This window comes from Nocardia kruczakiae NBRC 101016, assembly GCF_001612965.1.
GTDB lineage: Bacteria > Actinomycetota > Actinomycetes > Mycobacteriales > Mycobacteriaceae > Nocardia > Nocardia kruczakiae.
On the sequence record NZ_BDBL01000044.1, the window covers coordinates 1 to 17,340 of the forward strand.

A 17,340-nucleotide genomic window follows, 5' to 3' on the forward strand; every position below is an offset into this window, starting at 1 on the left:
TGATCGGGGCCGCCCCGGACCCCGACCGCGGCACTGAGCTGGGCGTGCAGCGCGGCCAGGCCGGAGCGGTCCAGCAGCGCGGCGTCGCCGTTGCCGCGGCCCGCGACGGCCAGCCGCGCCGAGACCGGGAGGATCTCGGGCTCGGCGCCGAGTGCCCGGGCGAGCATGGCGGTATCGCGATCCAGTACCGAGCGCCAGTCGGGATGAGCGTGAACTCCGTTCATGGCGAACAGGATTCGTGTTCCCGCCGCCTGCAAGCGTGCCACCGGGTCGAGCAGTGCGGCGCCGACCGCGGCGCCCGGATCCACCAGCACCAGCGCCACCGCCGGACCGCTGCCGGGGCCGAAATCGGTGGCGGCGAGCAGGGTTGCCGGGTCGGTGACCGGATCGGTGAGTGCCACGCGCGGTTCGAAGCGGGACAGCTCGGTGCGCAGCAGCGTGGTGTTGGCGTCGTCCGGCCCGATGACGGTCACCGGAACCGACTGTGCCACACCAGGTTCCGAACCCGCCGCGGTAGATCCGCGCGGCGCGGGGCCCGATTCGGCCGGAACCGTGCGCAGCAGCGCGCCGCCCTGCGGATTCCACCGCTCGACGACGGCCAGCACCTCGGGATCCACGCCGGCGATAACGCCCGCCCGCCGGCCGTTCAGCTCGACCGGCGCACCGGGTACCTCACAGTCCGGCACTGCTCATCCGCTCCCACATCCGCATATATCCGTTGTGCAACCTGATCGCGGCGCGGCGGGCGGCGGCCGGCATATCGCTGGCGGCCACCGCGCGCCAGCGCTGGGCGCGGACCAGCGCGTCGTCGGCGTCCGCCGGCGTCGCGGACGGATATCCGGCCGCGAGATGGCGGACCTCCGGGCGGGCCAGACCGGCCTGCTGCGCGGTCCACAACGCCTCGTCACCGGCCAGATAATCCTCGATCAGATCGCGGGCCCGCCCGCCGTCACCCTGCGGGATCGCGCGGGCTGCGATGCGAGCCAGATCGTCGAGCAGATCGCCGCCGCGCAGGGCCGCGATCTGCTCGTAGCGCTGATGCAGGCGCGCGTGCACCGGATCGATCCCGCTCACGGCATGCAGCAACTGCAGCAACTGCTGCGGTCCCAGCTCCGGTTCGTAGCGCAGCGCGACCAGCGCGCAGCTCACCCCGTGCAGGCCCCAGCGCTCCAGCAGCGCCCGGCGTTCGGCCACATCTGGGCCGGCCGAGCGGTCGACGAACAGTTCCGGGGAGAGCGTGAGCTCGGCGCCACCACCGGCCGCATGGCGGCGCAGCGTGCGCAGATCGTCGTCGCTCGGTGTGCCCGCACGGGTGCGGACCGCGAGTTCGGCGACCATCGGGGCCACCGGCACACCCAGCCCGTGCGCCGCCTGATCGGCGGCCACCACCGCATCGCCCCAGCGCGAGCCCACGGCATCGGCCTTGTTGAGTACGACCATCGTGGTGTCGGGCCGCAAGGATTCGAGAACGCGGCGATCGGCGGCCTGCAGCGAACCCGCGAGCACATAGACGACGAGATCGGCGTCGAGCACCGGATCCGGCACGCCCGGCTGATCCACCGGCGCGGTCTCCTCGGCCGACATCAGGGCCAGCGCCCGCAACAGCGTCGATTTTCCGGCACCGGCCCGGCCGGTGACCTGAATCCGCAGCGGCCGCCGGAAGGCCACGGCCGCACTCGCCAGCTGGTCGGCGATTCCCGGTGCGGACCCGGCGCCGATCCGCACCGTGGCGATGAGTTGCTCGAGTTCCGGTGTGGGCCCGCCGTGGTCGTTCACGAAGCCCGGCGAAGCGCTGGTTGCTGTGGCTCTCGACACGGGTGATACCCCCTTCCGGCGGCAAATTCTGTCAGAAGACGCGCCGGTTGTCGGCATCGACCGCGGATTCACCGGCACGTTCGATCGCCGTTGTGCCACACGGAGATGTGTCATCGATCACACGAAACGGCTTGTCCGAGCCCGTGACCGGCGACGATGGCGCGCGACACGACGAACACCACCGCTGAGCGGTACTGACGGCGGAATTGGGAATGTTTCCGGCAAAACGGTGGTTGTTCTTGTGTCACAGCATAATTCGACAGTGTCGGACTAACGGGTCACGGATTCGATCACCTACGCTGAATCCGCCGGCGGCACCGCCGGTGCGCGGCCTCGGCGGTGTGGACCCCGGGCGACCGTGCGCCTGTGCGCCGGTCCCGTGGATCCGAAGGAGGTTGCGATGAGCGTCAAGGTGGACGTCATCGGTGACGACGGCACCACCGTCGCGACGAAGAACGATCGGCCGCTGCCGCCGTCGCAGGACCCCTTCTATCGCGCACCCGCCGGCATTGCCACGCACGCACCCGGAACCGTCCTGCGCAGCCGTCCCGTGCAGATCGCGCTCCTGGGCCTGATTCCGCAGCGCGTGACCGCATGGCAACTGCTGTACCGCAGCAACGACCTGCACGGTCGTGCGGAGGTCGCGGTGACCACCGTGTTGTTGCCCGCCGATGCCGAACCCGGCGAACGCCGCCCGCTGCTGGCCTTCGAATCGGCGATCGACGCCGTCAGCGAGCGATGCGCCCCCTCCTATGCCCTGCGCCGCGGGGCCGTCGTCCCGGGCTCGATCACCCAGCTCGAACTGCTGCTCGTCGCCAACGCGCTGCGGCGCGGCTGGGCGGTGAGCATCGCCGATCACGAGGGACCGGACGGCCGTTTCGGCGCGCCCCGCGAACCCGGCTACCGCTCCCTCGACGGCATTCGCGCCGCCATGCACTTCCGCCCGCTGGGGCTCGGTATCGACACGCCGGTCGTGGTGTGGGGCTACTCCGGCGGCGGGATGGCCGGATCATGGCTGGTCGAGATGGCTCCCACCTATGCGCCCGAGCTGACCATCGCCGGTGCGGTGCTCGGCGCGCCGGTCGGTGACCCGGGTGAGGTGTTCATCCGGCTGAACGGCGGCCGCTACGCCGGCTTCCCGGCGATCGTGATCTCGGCGCTGCGCCAGGTGTATCCGGCGCTGGGCGAGGTTCTCGACGGCCGCATCAGCACCGCCGGGGAACGACTGCTCGAGCGCGCCGCCCAGCTGCCGCCGATCGTGGCGCTGGCCCGGCTGGCCGGCCAGGACGTGAGCAAATACCTCGACCGGCCACTGGAGGAGGTACTGAGCACCCCCGCGATGTGCGACATGTTCGACGATATGCGCCTCGGACAGCACACCCCGCACTGTCCGATCCTGGTGATCCAGCCGCTGCACGATCGCATCATCGACGTGTCGTGTATCGATGCGCAGGTCGAGCGCTATCGCGCGGGCGGCGCCGCCGTCGGCTACCTGCGCGACCGGCTGAGCGACCACTTCACGCTCTTACCGCTGGCCACGCCCCTGAGTCTGGCCTGGCTGGCCGACCGCATCGCCGGCCTCCCGGTCACCGACGCCGACACCGAGACGCGGACCGTCTGGTCGGTCGTGGCGTCCCCGTCGCGCTGGCGCGGTCTGGTCGAGCTGGCCGGTACCGCGGGCCGGATGCTGCTGGGCCTGCCGCTGGGCAAGCAGAGCGAACCGCAACTACCCGACGAGCAGCCGCTCGCCGCCTGACGCCCGGCTCCGCACCCCTCGGCAACCCAGCCTGACCCGGGATTTCCCTCCTCGACGCGGTCGATTGCGGCCCTGATCATCGAATACTGGACAATGGAGCCGTGAACGACGCCGCGAACGACACCGCTGGTAGCGACGGGGCCGGAGGCGGCAGCTTGCGTAACCATGAAGGCCCTGGCCCCGGCCGTGAGTCCTCCCGCCTCTACCCACGGGTAACGAGCTTCCGCTCGCGTCGTGGCGCGCTGACCGCGACCCAGCAGCAATCCTGGGAGCGGATGTGGCCGCGCATCGGGCGCGAGGTGAGCGACGAACCGCTCGACGCCGCCGCCTGGTTCGGCCGGACCGCGCCCCTGATCATCGAGATCGGCTGTGGCACGGGGACCGCGACCGCGGCGATGGCCCAGGCCGAGCCGCAGTTCGACCTGATCGGCATCGAGGTGTACAAACCCGGCCTGGCCCAGCTGGTGCAGCGGATCGAGCGGGAGGGCATCGAGAACATCCGGCTGCTGCGCGGCGATGCCGTCGACGTCCTCGAGCACATGATTGCCAAGGATTCGCTAGCGGGTGTGCGAGTCTTCTTCCCGGACCCCTGGCCGAAGGCGCGCCACCACAAGCGCCGGCTGCTGCAGCCCGCGACGATGACCCTGATCGCCAGCCGCCTGCAGCGCGGCGGAATTCTGCACGTAGCCACCGACCATGCCGGCTACGCCGAACACATCGCCGAGGTGGGCGCGGGAGAACCGCAGCTCGTAGGCCTGAACGAGGCCACCGGCGGCGATGCGGAACACCCCGGAACCGATACGGTGATCGGTCTCGAACGCCCGGTGACGAAGTTCGAGAGCAAGGCGCATCGAGCCGGAAGCGCCATCACCGAGTTCATTTGGGGGAAGATCTAGATATGAGTCTCAGGGAGATGGCCCAGCCGGCCGACGAGGTTGCCGGAACAGTGCGCGGCGACGAATCGGACGTCGTCGCCGGTGCGGCGACCCCCGCGACGCCGGTCGCCGAACCCACCGGGGTGCGACGGGTGCTGCTGGTGTGGGACGCGCCGAATCTGGATATGGGCCTGGGCGCCATCCTCGGCGGCCGTCCCACCGCGGCCTACCGGCCGCGCTTCGACGCACTCGGCCGCTGGCTGCTGGCCCGCACCGCCGAGCTCTCGGCCGGCAGCACGCAGCGCATCGAACCCGAGGCCACGGTCTTCACCAATATCGCCCCCGGGACCGCCGATGTGGTGCGTCCGTGGGTCGAGGCGCTGCGCAACGTCGGCTACGCCGTCTTCGCGAAACCGAAGATCGATGAGGATTCCGACGTCGACAGCGACATGCTGGCACATATCCAGTTACGCCGTAGCGGAGCCGGTCTCGCGGGGATCATGGTGGCCTCCGCGGACGGTCAGGCCTTCCGCGAACCGCTCGAGGAGGTCGCGGCGACCGGGGTTCCGGTCCAGGTGCTCGGATTTCGCGAGCACGCGAGTTGGGCTGTCACGTCCGATATCCTCGATTTCGTCGACCTCGAGGACATCCCGGGCGTGTTCCGTGAACCGCTGCCCCGGGTCAGCCTCGACTCGCTGCCCGACGAGGGAGCCTGGCTGCAGCCCTTCCGGCCGCTGTCCGCACTGCTCACCTCCCGCCCCGCTCAAGGAGTCGCTTAGTGTTCACCCGCTGGGGCGAGCTGGTCCACAAGTTCCGCTACACCGTGCTGGGTGTAGCGGTGGCCGCACTTCTCGCCCTGGGGGCGTACGGATTCGGTCTGGAAAACCACCTGAGCTCCAGCGGCTGGTTCGACCCCGGAGCGGAGTCTTCGCAGGCCGCGGTGCTCAAGGACGAGGTCTACGGCCGCGATCACATGTCCGATGTGATCGCGCTCTACACCGCGCCCGACGGTAAGACCATCGACGACCCGGAGTTCGGGCGCAAGATCACCGACAATCTCAACAGTCTGCCCCGGGAACATCCGGACCAGATCAGCAAGGTCAACGTCGCGTACTGGAAGACCGAGACCGGCGATTGGAGCGCCTCGGCCACCGGTAGCAAGGACAAGAAGTACGCGTTCGCGTCGGTCGCCATCAAGGGCGACGACGACACGACCACGATGAACAACTATCGCGCGGTCAAGGACGCCTTCTATATCCCGGGCGTCGATGTCCAGCTCGCGGGCATGCAGCCGGTCGCCGGCACGCTGAACGACACCATCGCCTCGGACCAGAAGCGCATGGAGATGCTGGCCATCCCGGCCGTCGCGGTCCTGCTGTTCTTCATCTTCGGCGGTATCGTCGCCGCGGCTCTGCCGCTGATCATCGGCGGGCTCACCGTCCTCGGCGCCAACGGCATCGTCATGGCGATCACCCACGTCACCGAGGTGAACTCGTTCGTCGGGGCCGTGGTGTCGATGATCGGCCTGGGTCTGGCGATCGACTACGGACTCTTCATAGTCAGCCGGTTCCGCGAGGAACTGGCCGAGGGATACACCACCCGCCAGGCCGTGCGCCGATCGGTGATGACCGCCGGACGCACGGTCACCTTCTCGGCGACCATGATCATCGCCGCCAGCGCCGGCATGCTGCTGTTCCCGCAGGGCTTCCTGAAATCGGTGGCCTACGGGACCATCGCGACCGTGCTGTTGGCCGCGCTGGCCTCGCTCACCATCCTGCCCGCGCTGCTGTCCATTCTCGGACCGCGCGTGGACGCGCTGGGATTCAAGCGGTTCCGCAAGACCAAGACCGCCGAAGAGGTGGAGAACGGTTTCTGGGGCCGCACCACGCAGTGGGTGATGAAGCATCCGCTGAAGGTGGCGGTGCCGCTGTGCATCATCCTGCTGCTGCTGATCATTCCGGTGAAGAACCTGAAGTTCGGCGGCATCAGCGAAACCTATCTGCCGCCGGACAATCCGACCCGCATGGCGCAGGAGAAGTTCGACGAGATCTTCCCGCTGCGCCAGACCGACCCGATCCAGCTGGTCATCACCACCCAGAACACCAGCGAGATCAAGGCCATCCTCGACGAGGCCAGCGGCGCCCCCGGGCTCACCGATCCGTTCGGCACCCCGGGCATCCCGCCGAACGGCTCCGATGTCTGGGTGTCCGAGGCGACCATGGCGCCGGACGCCGACGTCGAGGACACGATCGCCTACCTGCGCTCGATCCACGTCCCCGACGATGTGGATCTGATGGTCGGCGGACAGCCGGTGCTGATGCAGGACAGTATCGATTCACTGCTGGATCGCATGCCGCTGATGATCGTGCTGGTCGTCTTCGTGACGACGCTGCTGATGTTCTTGACCTTCGGATCGCTGGTGCTGCCGATCAAGGCGGCGTTGATGAGCGCCCTGGGACTCGGGTCCACGCTCGGCATCCTGACCTGGATCTTCGTCGACGGCCACGGCGCCGGACTGCTCAATTTCACCCCGCAACCGATCATGTCGCCGGTGCTGGTGCTGATCATGGCGGTGATCTACGGCCTGTCCACCGACTACGAGGTCTTCCTGCTCTCCCGCATGGTGGAAACGCGCGCCCAGGGCGCGAGCACCACCGAGTCGGTGCGCAGCGGAACCGCGCAGACCGGTCGCATCATCACCGCGGCGGCACTGATCCTGCTCGTGGTCGTCGGTGCGTTCGCCTTCTCCGATCTGGTGATGATGCAGTACATCGCCTACGGCATGATGGCCGCGCTGTTCATCGACGCCACCGTCCTGCGCATGCTGCTCGTTCCCGCGACCATGAAACTGCTGGGCGACGACTGCTGGTGGGCCCCGGCCTGGATGAAGCGCATCCAGCAGCGCATCGGCCTGGGCGAACCCATCCTCGACGACGAGCGTCCCGGCACCGGCGAGGTCGTCGACCTGGTCAAGACCACACCGGTGACCGATCCGGTGACCATGCAGCTGCCGCAACTGCCCGACGGGACGCCGAAGGGTCCGCGCAAGCCGCGGCGGTTGAAATTCCTGCGTGTCGATCCGGAGGCGCCGACCGAGCAGCTGGATCGCATCGATCTCACCGCGGCCGGCACCTCCACGCGGGCGACTCGTGCCAAGAGCGCCGCGTCGCCGCGGGCCGAGAGCCCCACACAGTCACGAGCCAAGGGCATCGACCGGCCTCGCGCCGGGAGTTCCGAACCGACCCGGGCCGAGGGCTCCGAGCCGTCGGCGTCGCGGAGTGGGGGGCCCACGGCGCGGACCGGCGAGCCGGCGAAACAGCGGGCAGCGGAATCCGTTGCGTCCTCGGACGCCGGGGCCCAGAAGTCCGACTCGTCCGCATCGGAGCAGCCGGGCAAGGCCGAGAAGCCTGGGAGGACCGAGAAGCCGGGGAAGGCCGAGAAGTCCGCGAAGCGCAAGCGTTTCGGCTTCCGCCGGTCGGACTCCGGCGCAGATGCGCCGTCGGCCGATTCGGGCAATGCCTCGCCCGACGACCACGCCGACGACGCCTCCGATGGCACCGCGAATCAGGCACCGCCTGCCGCCTCGGGCTCCGGCGACGCCGCTGCGGCACACCCGCCGACGGGTCCGGAGGGTGGTCGCTCGTCAACCTCGCCGCAAACGCCGGGCATCCGCTCCTCGCGCGTGCTGCCCCCGCCGGCCCGCCCGCAGCCGCCGCGCGCCTCCGGCGGTTCCGGTGTCCTCGGTGGTTCCGGTGTCATCAACGAATCCGGTGTCATCGGCGCCGGTCCCTCCGCCGGGGACGAGGCAGGCCGTGGCCCGGGAACGTCCGAACCGGCCTCGATGCCGAGGCGTCCCGCGGCGGATCGTGACGGCACTCCCGAATCCCACGTGCCGCAAGCACCTTCGGCACCGCCCTCGGTGTCGCTGCCCGGTTCGGATACCGCGCCGAACCGTGGCGTGGTGCGGCCGCCGCAGGTCGTGCGCCCCGGTATGCCGCCTCGGACCGTGCCCGCCCCGGACACCGCCCCCGATGCCACCGATTCGGTGCCGCCGACGGCACCGGTCGGCACCACGCCGCGGGTCCTGCCGCCGAAACCGTCGAAGGTTCCGCCGCATCCGTCGGTCCGCGCCCAGCTCTATCGTCCGGACGCCCCGCCGTACCACCCGGGACAGCCGCCTGCCCAGGGCCCCGGGCAGACACCGGACGCCGGACGCCCCCAGCAGGGCCCCGACCGGACGCAGCGTGTCGCCCCCGAAGGACGCCCTCCCGCCGTGCAGCCGCCGCGCCGGATCCCGCCCGATGGCATGCGCCATTCATCTACGCGGACAACGGAATCCGGGCCCGGCAGTGTGCCCCCCGGTATGTCCCGGGAGCCGAAGGACGCGGAGGCGACCCAGGAGCTGCACGAACCCGCGAATCAGGGAAACCTGCCACCGGCCGGCGGCCCCAACGCTCCCGCTCCGGGCCCCCGAGGAGACCTCGGCTCGGCGATGTCGCACGGTCCGCGGCAGACCACGTCCGACCCCGGGGAACCCGCGGCGTCGACGGCGCCGGAGGCTGAGAGCCCCACGCCCGCAGCCGAATCCGATGCCTCCGGAAATCCGGCCGACCACCCCGCCGGGCCAGGTGGGGACAACCGCAACAACATCGAACAGTGGATGGCGGACCTCCGCTCCTCCCGCCGCCGCCCCGAGCCGGAACCGGCCGATCCCGACGACGAGGGTAAGCACCGCACCAGCGGCCGCACGGTGAGCGTCAACGAACTGCTGCGCCGCCAGAACCGGGACTGATCCCCTCGCGCGGGCCGGAGTTCCCGTACCGGCCCGCGCCCGGGCTCACGGCTCTACCATGCCCTCATGCTGAACACCGCGCGGATCGAGGCACGGGTACCCACACAGGATCTGGAACGAGCACGGCGTTGGTACGCCGAAAAACTCGGGCTGCACCCTGTGGAGGAACGGCCGGGTGGACTGCGCTACGAGGGGGCGGCAGGAGTGTTCTGCCTGTTCGCATCGGCCGGAGCGGCCGACGGTTCCTTCACCCAGTTGGCGTTCTACGTCGACGATATCGAGGCCACCGTAGCCGCCCTGCGGGAGCGCGGCGTCGTGTTCGAGGAGTATCCGGGCACGGTCGGCGGGATCATGGAGATCGAGGGGAACTACCCGAGTAAGGGACGTGCGGAACGGGGTGCGTGGTTTCGCGACAGCGAGGGCAACATGATCGGACTCGGCGAGGTCGTCGAGTAGCGATCAGAATCCCGACATCAGCTTCTTCCACTGCACGCCGAACGGATGTTTCGCGGTGATCGAACTGAACCGGCTGCGCCCGTGCACGATGATGTGCAGGGGTCCGATCGGCGGGCCGGTCCGCACCTTGTTGTTGGCGCTGGAGCCGATCAGCTCCACGCCGTTGAGGTCGACGGTCGCCTCACCTGGCAGGATCATGGTCAGCGAGCTGCAGAAATCGTCGACCCGGATCTCCACCACCTGGGTCGACATCACGGCCTGGGTGAAATCCAGGGTGACGCCGGAGAGGTAGCTGTTGACGTACAGCGACGGCGGCACCTGCCACGGCCCCTTGCGGGTGACGCCGGACAGCCGCGGCCGAATAGCGGTTTCCGCGTCGGTGCGTCCACTGGGGGCACCCCACCGCCATGTCGGAGCCGGACCGGCCGAGGCGGTCGGCTGGGCGGGATTCGGTTGTCCCGCAAGGCGAATCCCGGGCAGGTCGATCAGGACGGCATTGAGTTCGCCGCGCGTCCTGGCGGCCAGCGCGGTATCCATGCGCTCGCTGAACTCGCCCAGCGACAGCATGCCCAGCCCGACCGCGCGCTGCAGCAGGGTTCCGACATGTTCGCGTTCGGTATCCGATACTCGCAGGTCACGGTCACCCACGGCGCCCCCGGTTCCCGCGGACCCCGGGGCGGAAACGGTCTCACCACCCATGTCCACGAGGCTACCGACGCCGCGGCCCGAGCACATCAGGGCAATCCCTGATCCGGCCCCTATTCGAGGCCCTGTTCGATGGCGTATCGGGTGAGTTCGACCCCACCAGCCGCAACACCTCCGTCTCGCGGTCGGTGAGCACCGGGCTCTCGACGCTCGTGCCGGCTCCCGCCCCGGCGATGCGACGGAATTCGCCGAGCACCACACCGGCCAGTCCGGGTGTGAACACGGCCTGGCCGGCGGCCGTCGCCCGCACCGCGTCGATCAGTTCGGCCGCCGAGGCGCTCTTGACCAGATAGCCGGTGGCCCCGGCCTTGATGGCCTCCAGCACGTCGCCACGTTCGTCCGAGGCCGAGAGCACCAGCACCCGGCTGTGCGGTGAGACACGCAGCACCTCGGCGGTGGCCTGGGCGCCGCTGCCGTCGGGCAGTTGCATATCCATCAGCACGACGTCCGGACGGACCGCGGCGGACCGCCGCGCCGCCGTGCCCACACCGTCGGCCGTCGCCACCACCCGGAAACCGGCCTCGGTGAGATCGCGGGACACGCCGTCGCGCCACATCGGGTGGTCGTCGACCACCATCACCGAAACATCGTGTGCTGCCGCGTCTTCCGCTGCGCTCATCGCTGCTCCCCGTCGCGTGGAATCCGGAATTCCCATTCGGTGCCGTCGGTGGTGTCGAGCAGTTCCGCGGTGCCGCCCAGCACTTCGATCCGCCCGACGATGGAATGCGAGACGCCCATCCGTCCTTCGGCGACCGCGGCAGGCAGGCGGCCGTCCGCGATCCCCGGCCCGTCGTCACGCACGCTGACCACCACCGCGTCCCCCATATCCTCCAGCAGCACAAAGGCTTTCGCCTCGGCTCCGGCGTGCAGCGCGGTATTCGACAGTGCGGCACCGACGGCGGCGGTGATCTCGCGAGCGGTCCATCCGCGCGGTCGAGTCGGCGGGCGGCGCGGCGCCCGCGGACTCAGCCTTCGTCCGCATCACCGCCGCCCGCATCGGACCGCGATTCGGCCGGTCGATACCGATCCGGATCGGGCCGGTCGGGATCGGCGTGGAACATCGGCTCCCCCGGTTCGCCGGTATTGAGGTCCTGATACAGCTCTTCCGGGCTGCCGACCAGCAGCGAGCGGATCGCGGTATTCATCACCGCGACGAACGGCACCGCCAGCAGACCGCCCGCGATACCGGCCAGCACCACGCCTGCCGTGATCGCCAGCACCACCGCCAGCGGATGGATGCGCACCGCCCGGCCCAGCAACAACGGTTGCAGCACATGGCCTTCCAGCTGCATCACCGCCACCGTGATGCCGAGCACGATCAGCGCGGTGACGAAACCTTTCGTCATCAAGGCCAAGAACACCGCGATGAAACCCGCGAGCAGGGAGCCGACGATCGGGACGAAGGCGCCGATGAACACCAGCGATGCCAGCGGAAGAGCCAGCGGCACACTCAGAATCGCCAGCCCGGCGCCGATGCCGATGGCGTCGACGGCCGCCACCACGACGGTGGCGCGCACGAATCCGATCAGCGTGCCGAAGCCGAGCCGCCCAGCCGTGCGCACCCGTTCGCGTTGCGGGGTGGGCACGATCCGGGTCACGAAATTCCAGATCTGATCGCCGCCGTAGAGGAAGAAGATCAGGATGAACAGCGTCAGGAAGGCGCCGGTGAGGAATTCGCCGATCGCGGCGGCGGTGGTCAGCGCGCCGCTGGTCAGCGAATCCTGATTGGCCTCCAGCGTTTTGATGATCGTATTGCCGCCGTTGCGGATCTGATCGTTGCTCAGATGCAGCGGCCCGTTGATCAGCCAGTCCTGCACGGTATGGATGCTGGTCTTGAATTCATCGGTCAGCTGCGGCACACCGGTGATGAACTGCTCGATGACGAAGGTGAAGATCCCCGCCAGCAAGCCCAGCGATCCGACCAGCGCCACGAATACGCCGATCCCGCGCGGCATTCCGAGGCGTTGCAGCAGATCCACCAGCGGCGAGAGCAGCGCCGCCGCGAGCAGGGCGATCGCGACCGGAATGACGACCGTGGTCAGCTTGTGCGCCAGATAGGCGACCGCCAGCACCGCCACCAGGATGATCAACAGTCGCCAGCACCATTCGGCGCCCTGGCGCACCAGTGGATGCACCGAGTCGGCGGCGGTGCGTTCGCGCCCGCGACCGGATGCGGTACGGCCCGTAGCCGCCGATGCGACGCCCGCCGGGGCAGGCTCGGCCGGATTCCCGGAGGTCTTGCTGTCCCCACTCACGCCGCGAGCCTATCGGCCGGCGACGCAACCGGCACGTGTCCGCTCCGCCCGAATCCGGTGACCTACGCCGCGCCCCGCTAGATTGGTCAACGTGTCAGCGCCTCTGGAAGCGGTCAAACAGACCATGCGAACGCGCTGGCCGCTGTACCTCGCATCCATGCTGGCGGCCAATGCCTTCGGTGCGGTCCTGGTCTACGCGTTCATCCAGTACGGGCTGCCCGCGCCCGAAGGCACACCGAACGGATTGCGGCGCGCCGGTCTGCTGCTTCCGGCGCTGGTCTTCGCGATCGGCGGATTCCTGAGCGTCACCGCCTCGGCGTTGATGCTGCGCCCGGTGATGCGCTGGCAGATGCGCGGCGGGCCGCCCAGTCGCCAGGAACAGATGGCGGCCCTGCACGCGCCGCTGCGGCAGTCCATCCTGCACCTGCTGTTGTGGCTGGTGGGCGGTGCGGTGCTGGCCGCGCGGATCATCGTGGAAACGCCCGAGCTCGCGGGTGCGGTGATCGTCACCGAATGTATGGCCGCCACGATCGTGTTCGGCTTCACCTACATGCTGGGTGAGCGGATTCTGCGGCCGGTCGCCGCGCACGCGCTGACCACCGGCACCTTCGATCACACCCTCACCCCCGGTGTCGGCACCCGCATGGCGATGACGTGGGGTATGGGTACGTTCGCGCCGACCATCGCGATCGTGCTGCTGTGCGTCACCCAGATCACCTCGCAGGTGCATTTCTCGGCGCAGTCGCTGGCCATCTCGATTCTGCTGCTGTGTGGCGTGGTGATCATGCAGGCGCTGGCGCTGTCGATGCTCACCGGGGCGAGCATCTCCGATCCGGTGCGTCAGCTCTCCCGGGCGATCAACCGGGTTCAGGCCGGTGCGCGCGATGTGCAGGTCGAGGTCTTCGACGGCAGTGAGATCGGCCTGCTGCAGGTCGGTTTCAACCGCATGATGGAAGAGGCCGCGCAGCGCCGCGAACTGCAGGAACTGTTCGGCCAGCACGTCGGCGAGGAAGTGGCCCGCCGAGCGCTGGAGTACGGCACCGAACTGGGTGGTGAAACCCGGTTCGTGGCGGTGCTGTTCGTCGATATGGTCGGCTCCACCGCCACCGCCGCCGAGCATCCGCCCACCGAGGTGGTCAGCCTGCTCAACGAATTCTTCCGGGTGGTGGTCGACGTGGTCGACCGGCACAACGGCCTGATCAACAAGTTCGTCGGCGACGCGGCGCTGGCGATCTTCGGTGCGCCCCTGGACCGTCCGGACGCGCCGACCGCCGCGCTGGCCGCGGCCCGCGATCTGCGCGAGGCGCTGCGTGAGGTGCAGGGCCTGGATATCGGCATCGGGGTCTCGGCCGGCCTCGCCGTCGCCGGCAATATCGGCGCCGCGAATCGCTTCGAGTACACGGTGATCGGCGATCCGGTGAACGAGGCCTCCCGGCTCACCGAATTGGCGAAGGAACATCCGGGCCGCGTCCTGGCCTCGGGCAGCGCCCTGTACTTCGCCGACGACGACGAACAGAAGCAGTGGATCTCCGGCGACGAGGTGCAGTTGCGCGGTCGCCGCCGCAAGACCAGGCTCGCGTGGCCGAAGGCCCTGGGCTGACCGGCTCCGGCTACCCCTTCCCGGAACCCGCCAGTTCCTCCACGATCCGCTCCAGTCCCGACTCCGCCCGGCCGTCGGCGATCATCCGATCGATCAGGTTCTTGATCGGCGCGACGATATCGAGCGCCACCCCGGCATCGCGGCTCGCGCGCACGATCGCGTCGAAGGCGGGTTTGTGGAATCGCGCCGGTTGCGCCTCGTCGGTGTAGTCGCCGCTCTCGATCACCGCGGCATAGGCCGGAATCAAGCCCGCCATCGCGGTGACGTATGCGGCCGCGCGCGGCGCGAACTCCGTAGCGGTGACTCCGGCCGAGCGGACCATGGCGGTGCCGTGGAAGAAGCCGGTGAACATGGCGTACATCCCGGCCAGCAGGGCGAAATCGAGTAGTGCGGCGGTACCGGCATCGTCGCCGAAATACTCTGCGGTGGCGAGCTTTTCGAGGTCGGACCGGAGTCGTTCGAAGACCGCGGCGGACCCGCTGTAGAGGATCGACGCGCCGGGTCCGCCGATCATCGGCGGCACCGCCATGATGCCGCCGTCCAGGAAGTCGATGCCGTGGGCCGCCGCCCACCGGCCGAGCTCGCGTGAATCGTCCGGAGCGGTGCTGGTGAGGTTGATCAGCGCCTTGCCGCGCAACCGATCCACCACCGGGTCGAGGACCTGGTGCACCGAGGGATGGTCGCTGAGCACGGTCAGCACGACCTCGGCGGCATCGATCGCGGCGGCGGCATCGGCACTGCTCACGGCACCGAGCGCGACGAGTTCGGTGTCCTTGCCGGGTGTGCGATTCCAGACGGTGGTGGGATTGCCGCTCCGGGTCAGGACGGCGGCCACGGCCCGGCCCATCGGGCCGAGGCCCAGCACGGCAACGGCGGTGTGTTCGTTCGCGGTCATCGAGATACTCCTCTTGCTCGGGTGGATGCTGGGCGCGCCGTCATCCACCCTGGTCACCGCGAGTTGTCGGGACAAGTACCTACTATTCGGTGCGGTACCCACCAACAGGTAGGTGAACAGGTAGCGAGGGTGGATGGGCGCGAAAAGATTCGGTCCGTACTTCTGCGGGATCGACGCCGCGATGGATGTCGTCAGCGGTAAATGGAAAGGGCTGATCCTCTGGGAACTCGAGAACTACGGCGTCCGGCGCTTCGGTGAACTGCGGCGCGGCCTGCCGGGAGTTTCGGAGAAGATGCTGATCCAGCAGCTGCGCGAACTCGAGGAGGACGGTCTGATCGACCGGCAGGCCCACCCCGAGGTGCCGCCGCGGGTCGAGTACCGCCTCACCGACCTGGGCCGATCGCTGAACACCGCACTCGAACCGCTCGGCGCGTGGGGCCGTGCGCGGATCGACCGCATCGGCGCCGCGCGCGTACAGCCGCCGGACACCCCGTCCCGCGCCGTCACGGCCGGTTGACCCGGGACCACGCGTCCGCTGCCGCCTTCGGGCCCGACCACACTAGGCTGGGCGTCGTGACGGCCCACGCTGAACCCGGCGGCGAACCGGCGCGGCCCGCGCGGCGCAGGTTCCGCTGGTTGAAATGGGGCCTCGGCGTTGCCCTGTCGGCGTTGCTGATCGCCGAGGGCGTATACCTGTGGCCGCGTCTGCACGATTCCTGGCGCAACCTCACGGAGATCCACTGGGGCTGGGTCGCGCTGTGCATCTGGATGCAGGCGTTGTCGATGAGCGGATTCGGCCGCATCCAGAAGCGCCTGCTGCGCGCCGGCGGGGTCGACGTCTCACAACGCGCCTCGGTCTCGGTCGTCTACGGAGCCACCGCGATGTCGGTGTCGCTGCCGGCCGGCCAGGTGTTCTCCACCGCCTTCACCTACCGCCAGACCCGCCGCTGGGGTGCGAGCGCGATCGTCGCGTCCTGGCAGCTGCTGATGTCGGGTGTGGTCGCGACCAGCGGAATGCTGCTGCTCGGTGTCGGCGGCGCGCTGCTGGTCGGCAATCGCATCGGCCCGGGGAAGCTGGCCCTCATGCTGGGCACGGTGGCGCTGCTGGTGTGGGCGGGCAAATACGTCTCCGGTAATCCCGGTGCGCTGCGGGCGCTGGTGCGCCGCGGGGTGCGGCTGGTCAACCGGATCCGGCGCCATCCGGCCGATTCCGGCCTGGCGCACGTCGACGATGTGCTGCGCCAGCTGGAATCGGTGGACCTGAACCGGCGCGACGTCGCGTGGGTCGCGTTCTGGGCGGTCGTGCATCGGCTCGGCGATGTGGCCTGCCTCGGTGCGGCCTGCTACGCCGTCGGCGCCGATCCTCGCTGGGCGGGCCTGCTCATAGCGTTCAGCGTCGGCAAGGCGGTCGGCACGATTCCGTTCGCACCCGGTGGCATCGTCTACGTCGACGCCACCCTGATCTACAGCCTCACCGCCGCCGCGGGACTGCCGGCCGCACAGGCGGTGGCCGCCGCCTTCGTTTACCGCATGGTGAGTTTCATTCTCGTCGCGATCATCGGCTGGATCGTCTTCGCCTTCCGCTTCCGCAATCCGCAGCTCGGTGATGCGCAGTTCGAGGAGGAGTTCGAGCAGCGCTCGGCCCTGCTCGCCGAACCCCGCCGCGCCGACGGCGGCGACAAGCGACCCGACGGCGAGCCGCAGGCCTGAGCGGTCCCGGACTCCGGCTGCCGCACCGCTGTCACTACCCTGGCGACCGTGAGGAAATGGCTGCCGCTGCTGATCGATGTCGTGCTGGTGATCGTGTTCTGCGCGATCGGCCGCCGCAGCCACGACGAGGCGGTGGCGGCGGGTCTGCTGCGCACGGTCTGGCCGTTCGGCACCGGCCTGCTGATCGGCTGGGTGATTGCCCTGACGATTGCCGGCCGCGGGCGACTGTCCGCCGCACTCGCGCGTTTCGACGGATCGGCGGTGTGGCCGACCGGCGTGGCGGTGTGGTTGTCGACGCTGATCGGCGGCATGGTGCTGCGCGTGCTCAGCGGTCAGGGCACCGCGGTCAGTTTCGTCATCGTCGCGGCGACGGTCCTCGCGGTCTTCCTGCTGGGCTGGCGCGCGGGGTGGGCCCTCGCCGCCCGGCGCATTCGCGTCACCGGCGCATCCGTGAACTGACCCGCGCGGACCGCTTCTCGAC

At 69.4% G+C, this 17,340-nt stretch carries 14 protein-coding genes and 2 pseudogenes; 9 read left to right on the forward strand and 7 right to left on the reverse strand.

The genetic code is table 11. From position 1 onward, the window contains the following. Positions 1–686 (reverse strand): annotated as a pseudogene (locus NK1_RS27045) (hypothetical protein); the annotation flags it as partial. Continuing rightward, a complete protein-coding gene (locus NK1_RS27050) occupies positions 673–1,815 on the reverse strand; it encodes a tRNA modification GTPase (protein WP_245660853.1) in 1,143 nt (380 codons plus the stop codon). The pseudogene NK1_RS27045 and the gene NK1_RS27050, both read right to left, overlap by 14 nt. A gap of 400 nt (positions 1,816–2,215) precedes the next feature. Between NK1_RS27050 and NK1_RS27055 the strand changes: the two genes are divergently transcribed. From NK1_RS27055 to NK1_RS27075, 5 genes are all read left to right on the forward strand, one after another. Beyond that, positions 2,216–3,571, forward strand: coding sequence for a lipase family protein (locus NK1_RS27055; RefSeq protein WP_063013177.1), 1,356 nt, complete (start codon positions 2,216–2,218; stop codon positions 3,569–3,571). Positions 3,572–3,654: 83 nt separating this feature from the next. Continuing rightward, complete coding sequence (trmB, locus tag NK1_RS27060) at positions 3,655–4,467, forward strand: tRNA (guanosine(46)-N7)-methyltransferase TrmB (protein WP_374726647.1); 813 nt, start codon at positions 3,655–3,657, stop codon at positions 4,465–4,467. A 2-nt stretch (positions 4,468–4,469) separates the two neighbouring features. Beyond that, the gene (locus NK1_RS27065; RefSeq protein WP_157104458.1) at positions 4,470–5,225 is read left to right on the forward strand and encodes an NYN domain-containing protein; all 756 of its coding nucleotides are present in this window, start codon (positions 4,470–4,472) and stop codon (positions 5,223–5,225) included. Beyond that, positions 5,225–9,238: an MMPL family transporter gene (locus NK1_RS27070; protein WP_157104459.1), complete on the forward strand. Its 4,014-nt coding sequence runs from the start codon at positions 5,225–5,227 to the stop codon at positions 9,236–9,238. Before NK1_RS27065 ends, NK1_RS27070 begins: the two co-directional genes overlap by 1 nt. A 66-nt stretch (positions 9,239–9,304) precedes the next feature. Beyond that, positions 9,305–9,694: a VOC family protein gene (locus NK1_RS27075; protein ID WP_063013179.1), complete on the forward strand. Its 390-nt coding sequence runs from the start codon at positions 9,305–9,307 to the stop codon at positions 9,692–9,694. 3 nt (positions 9,695–9,697) lie between these two features. Here the strand turns inward: NK1_RS27075 and NK1_RS27080 are convergent, their stop codons facing one another. From NK1_RS27080 to NK1_RS27095, 4 genes and pseudogenes are all read right to left on the reverse strand, one after another. Next, positions 9,698–10,342 (reverse strand): DUF1707 SHOCT-like domain-containing protein, encoded by a 645-nt coding sequence (locus NK1_RS27080; RefSeq protein ID WP_157104465.1) that lies wholly within the window; start codon positions 10,340–10,342, stop codon positions 9,698–9,700. Between the two features lie 61 nt (positions 10,343–10,403). Further along, entirely contained in the window at positions 10,404–10,976 is a 573-nt protein-coding gene (locus tag NK1_RS27085; RefSeq protein WP_157104466.1) for a response regulator, read from the reverse strand. Between the two features lie 38 nt (positions 10,977–11,014). Beyond that, positions 11,015–11,368 (reverse strand): annotated as a pseudogene (locus NK1_RS27090) (ATP-binding protein); the annotation flags it as partial. Next, positions 11,365–12,534, reverse strand: a complete 1,170-nt coding sequence (locus NK1_RS27095; protein WP_063013285.1) for an AI-2E family transporter — start codon at positions 12,532–12,534, stop codon at positions 11,365–11,367. The gene NK1_RS27095 and the pseudogene NK1_RS27090, both read right to left, overlap by 4 nt. 244 nt (positions 12,535–12,778) lie before the next feature. On the opposite strand from NK1_RS27095, the gene NK1_RS27100 reads away from it, so the two are divergent. Then, a complete protein-coding gene (locus tag NK1_RS27100; protein WP_063013287.1) occupies positions 12,779–14,254 on the forward strand; it encodes an adenylate/guanylate cyclase domain-containing protein in 1,476 nt (491 codons plus the stop codon). A 10-nt stretch (positions 14,255–14,264) separates the two neighbouring features. Here NK1_RS27100 and NK1_RS27105 read toward each other — a convergent pair whose 3' ends face one another. After that, entirely contained in the window at positions 14,265–15,149 is an 885-nt protein-coding gene (locus NK1_RS27105; protein ID WP_063013183.1) for an NAD(P)-dependent oxidoreductase, read from the reverse strand. A 133-nt stretch (positions 15,150–15,282) separates the two neighbouring features. Here NK1_RS27105 and NK1_RS27110 point away from each other — a divergent pair, with 133 nt between their 5' ends. Genes NK1_RS27110 through NK1_RS27120 form a run of 3 tightly spaced genes read left to right on the forward strand, consistent with a single transcriptional unit; the run spans position 15,283 to position 17,318 of the window. After that, positions 15,283–15,666 (forward strand): winged helix-turn-helix transcriptional regulator, encoded by a 384-nt coding sequence (locus NK1_RS27110; RefSeq protein WP_036506914.1) that lies wholly within the window; start codon positions 15,283–15,285, stop codon positions 15,664–15,666. A 56-nt stretch (positions 15,667–15,722) separates the two neighbouring features. Continuing rightward, positions 15,723–16,859: a lysylphosphatidylglycerol synthase transmembrane domain-containing protein gene (locus NK1_RS27115; RefSeq protein WP_063013185.1), complete on the forward strand. Its 1,137-nt coding sequence runs from the start codon at positions 15,723–15,725 to the stop codon at positions 16,857–16,859. Between the two features lie 48 nt (positions 16,860–16,907). Then, the gene (locus NK1_RS27120; RefSeq protein ID WP_063013187.1) at positions 16,908–17,318 is read left to right on the forward strand and encodes a DUF3054 domain-containing protein; all 411 of its coding nucleotides are present in this window, start codon (positions 16,908–16,910) and stop codon (positions 17,316–17,318) included. The last annotated feature ends 22 nt before the right edge of the window (positions 17,319–17,340 follow it).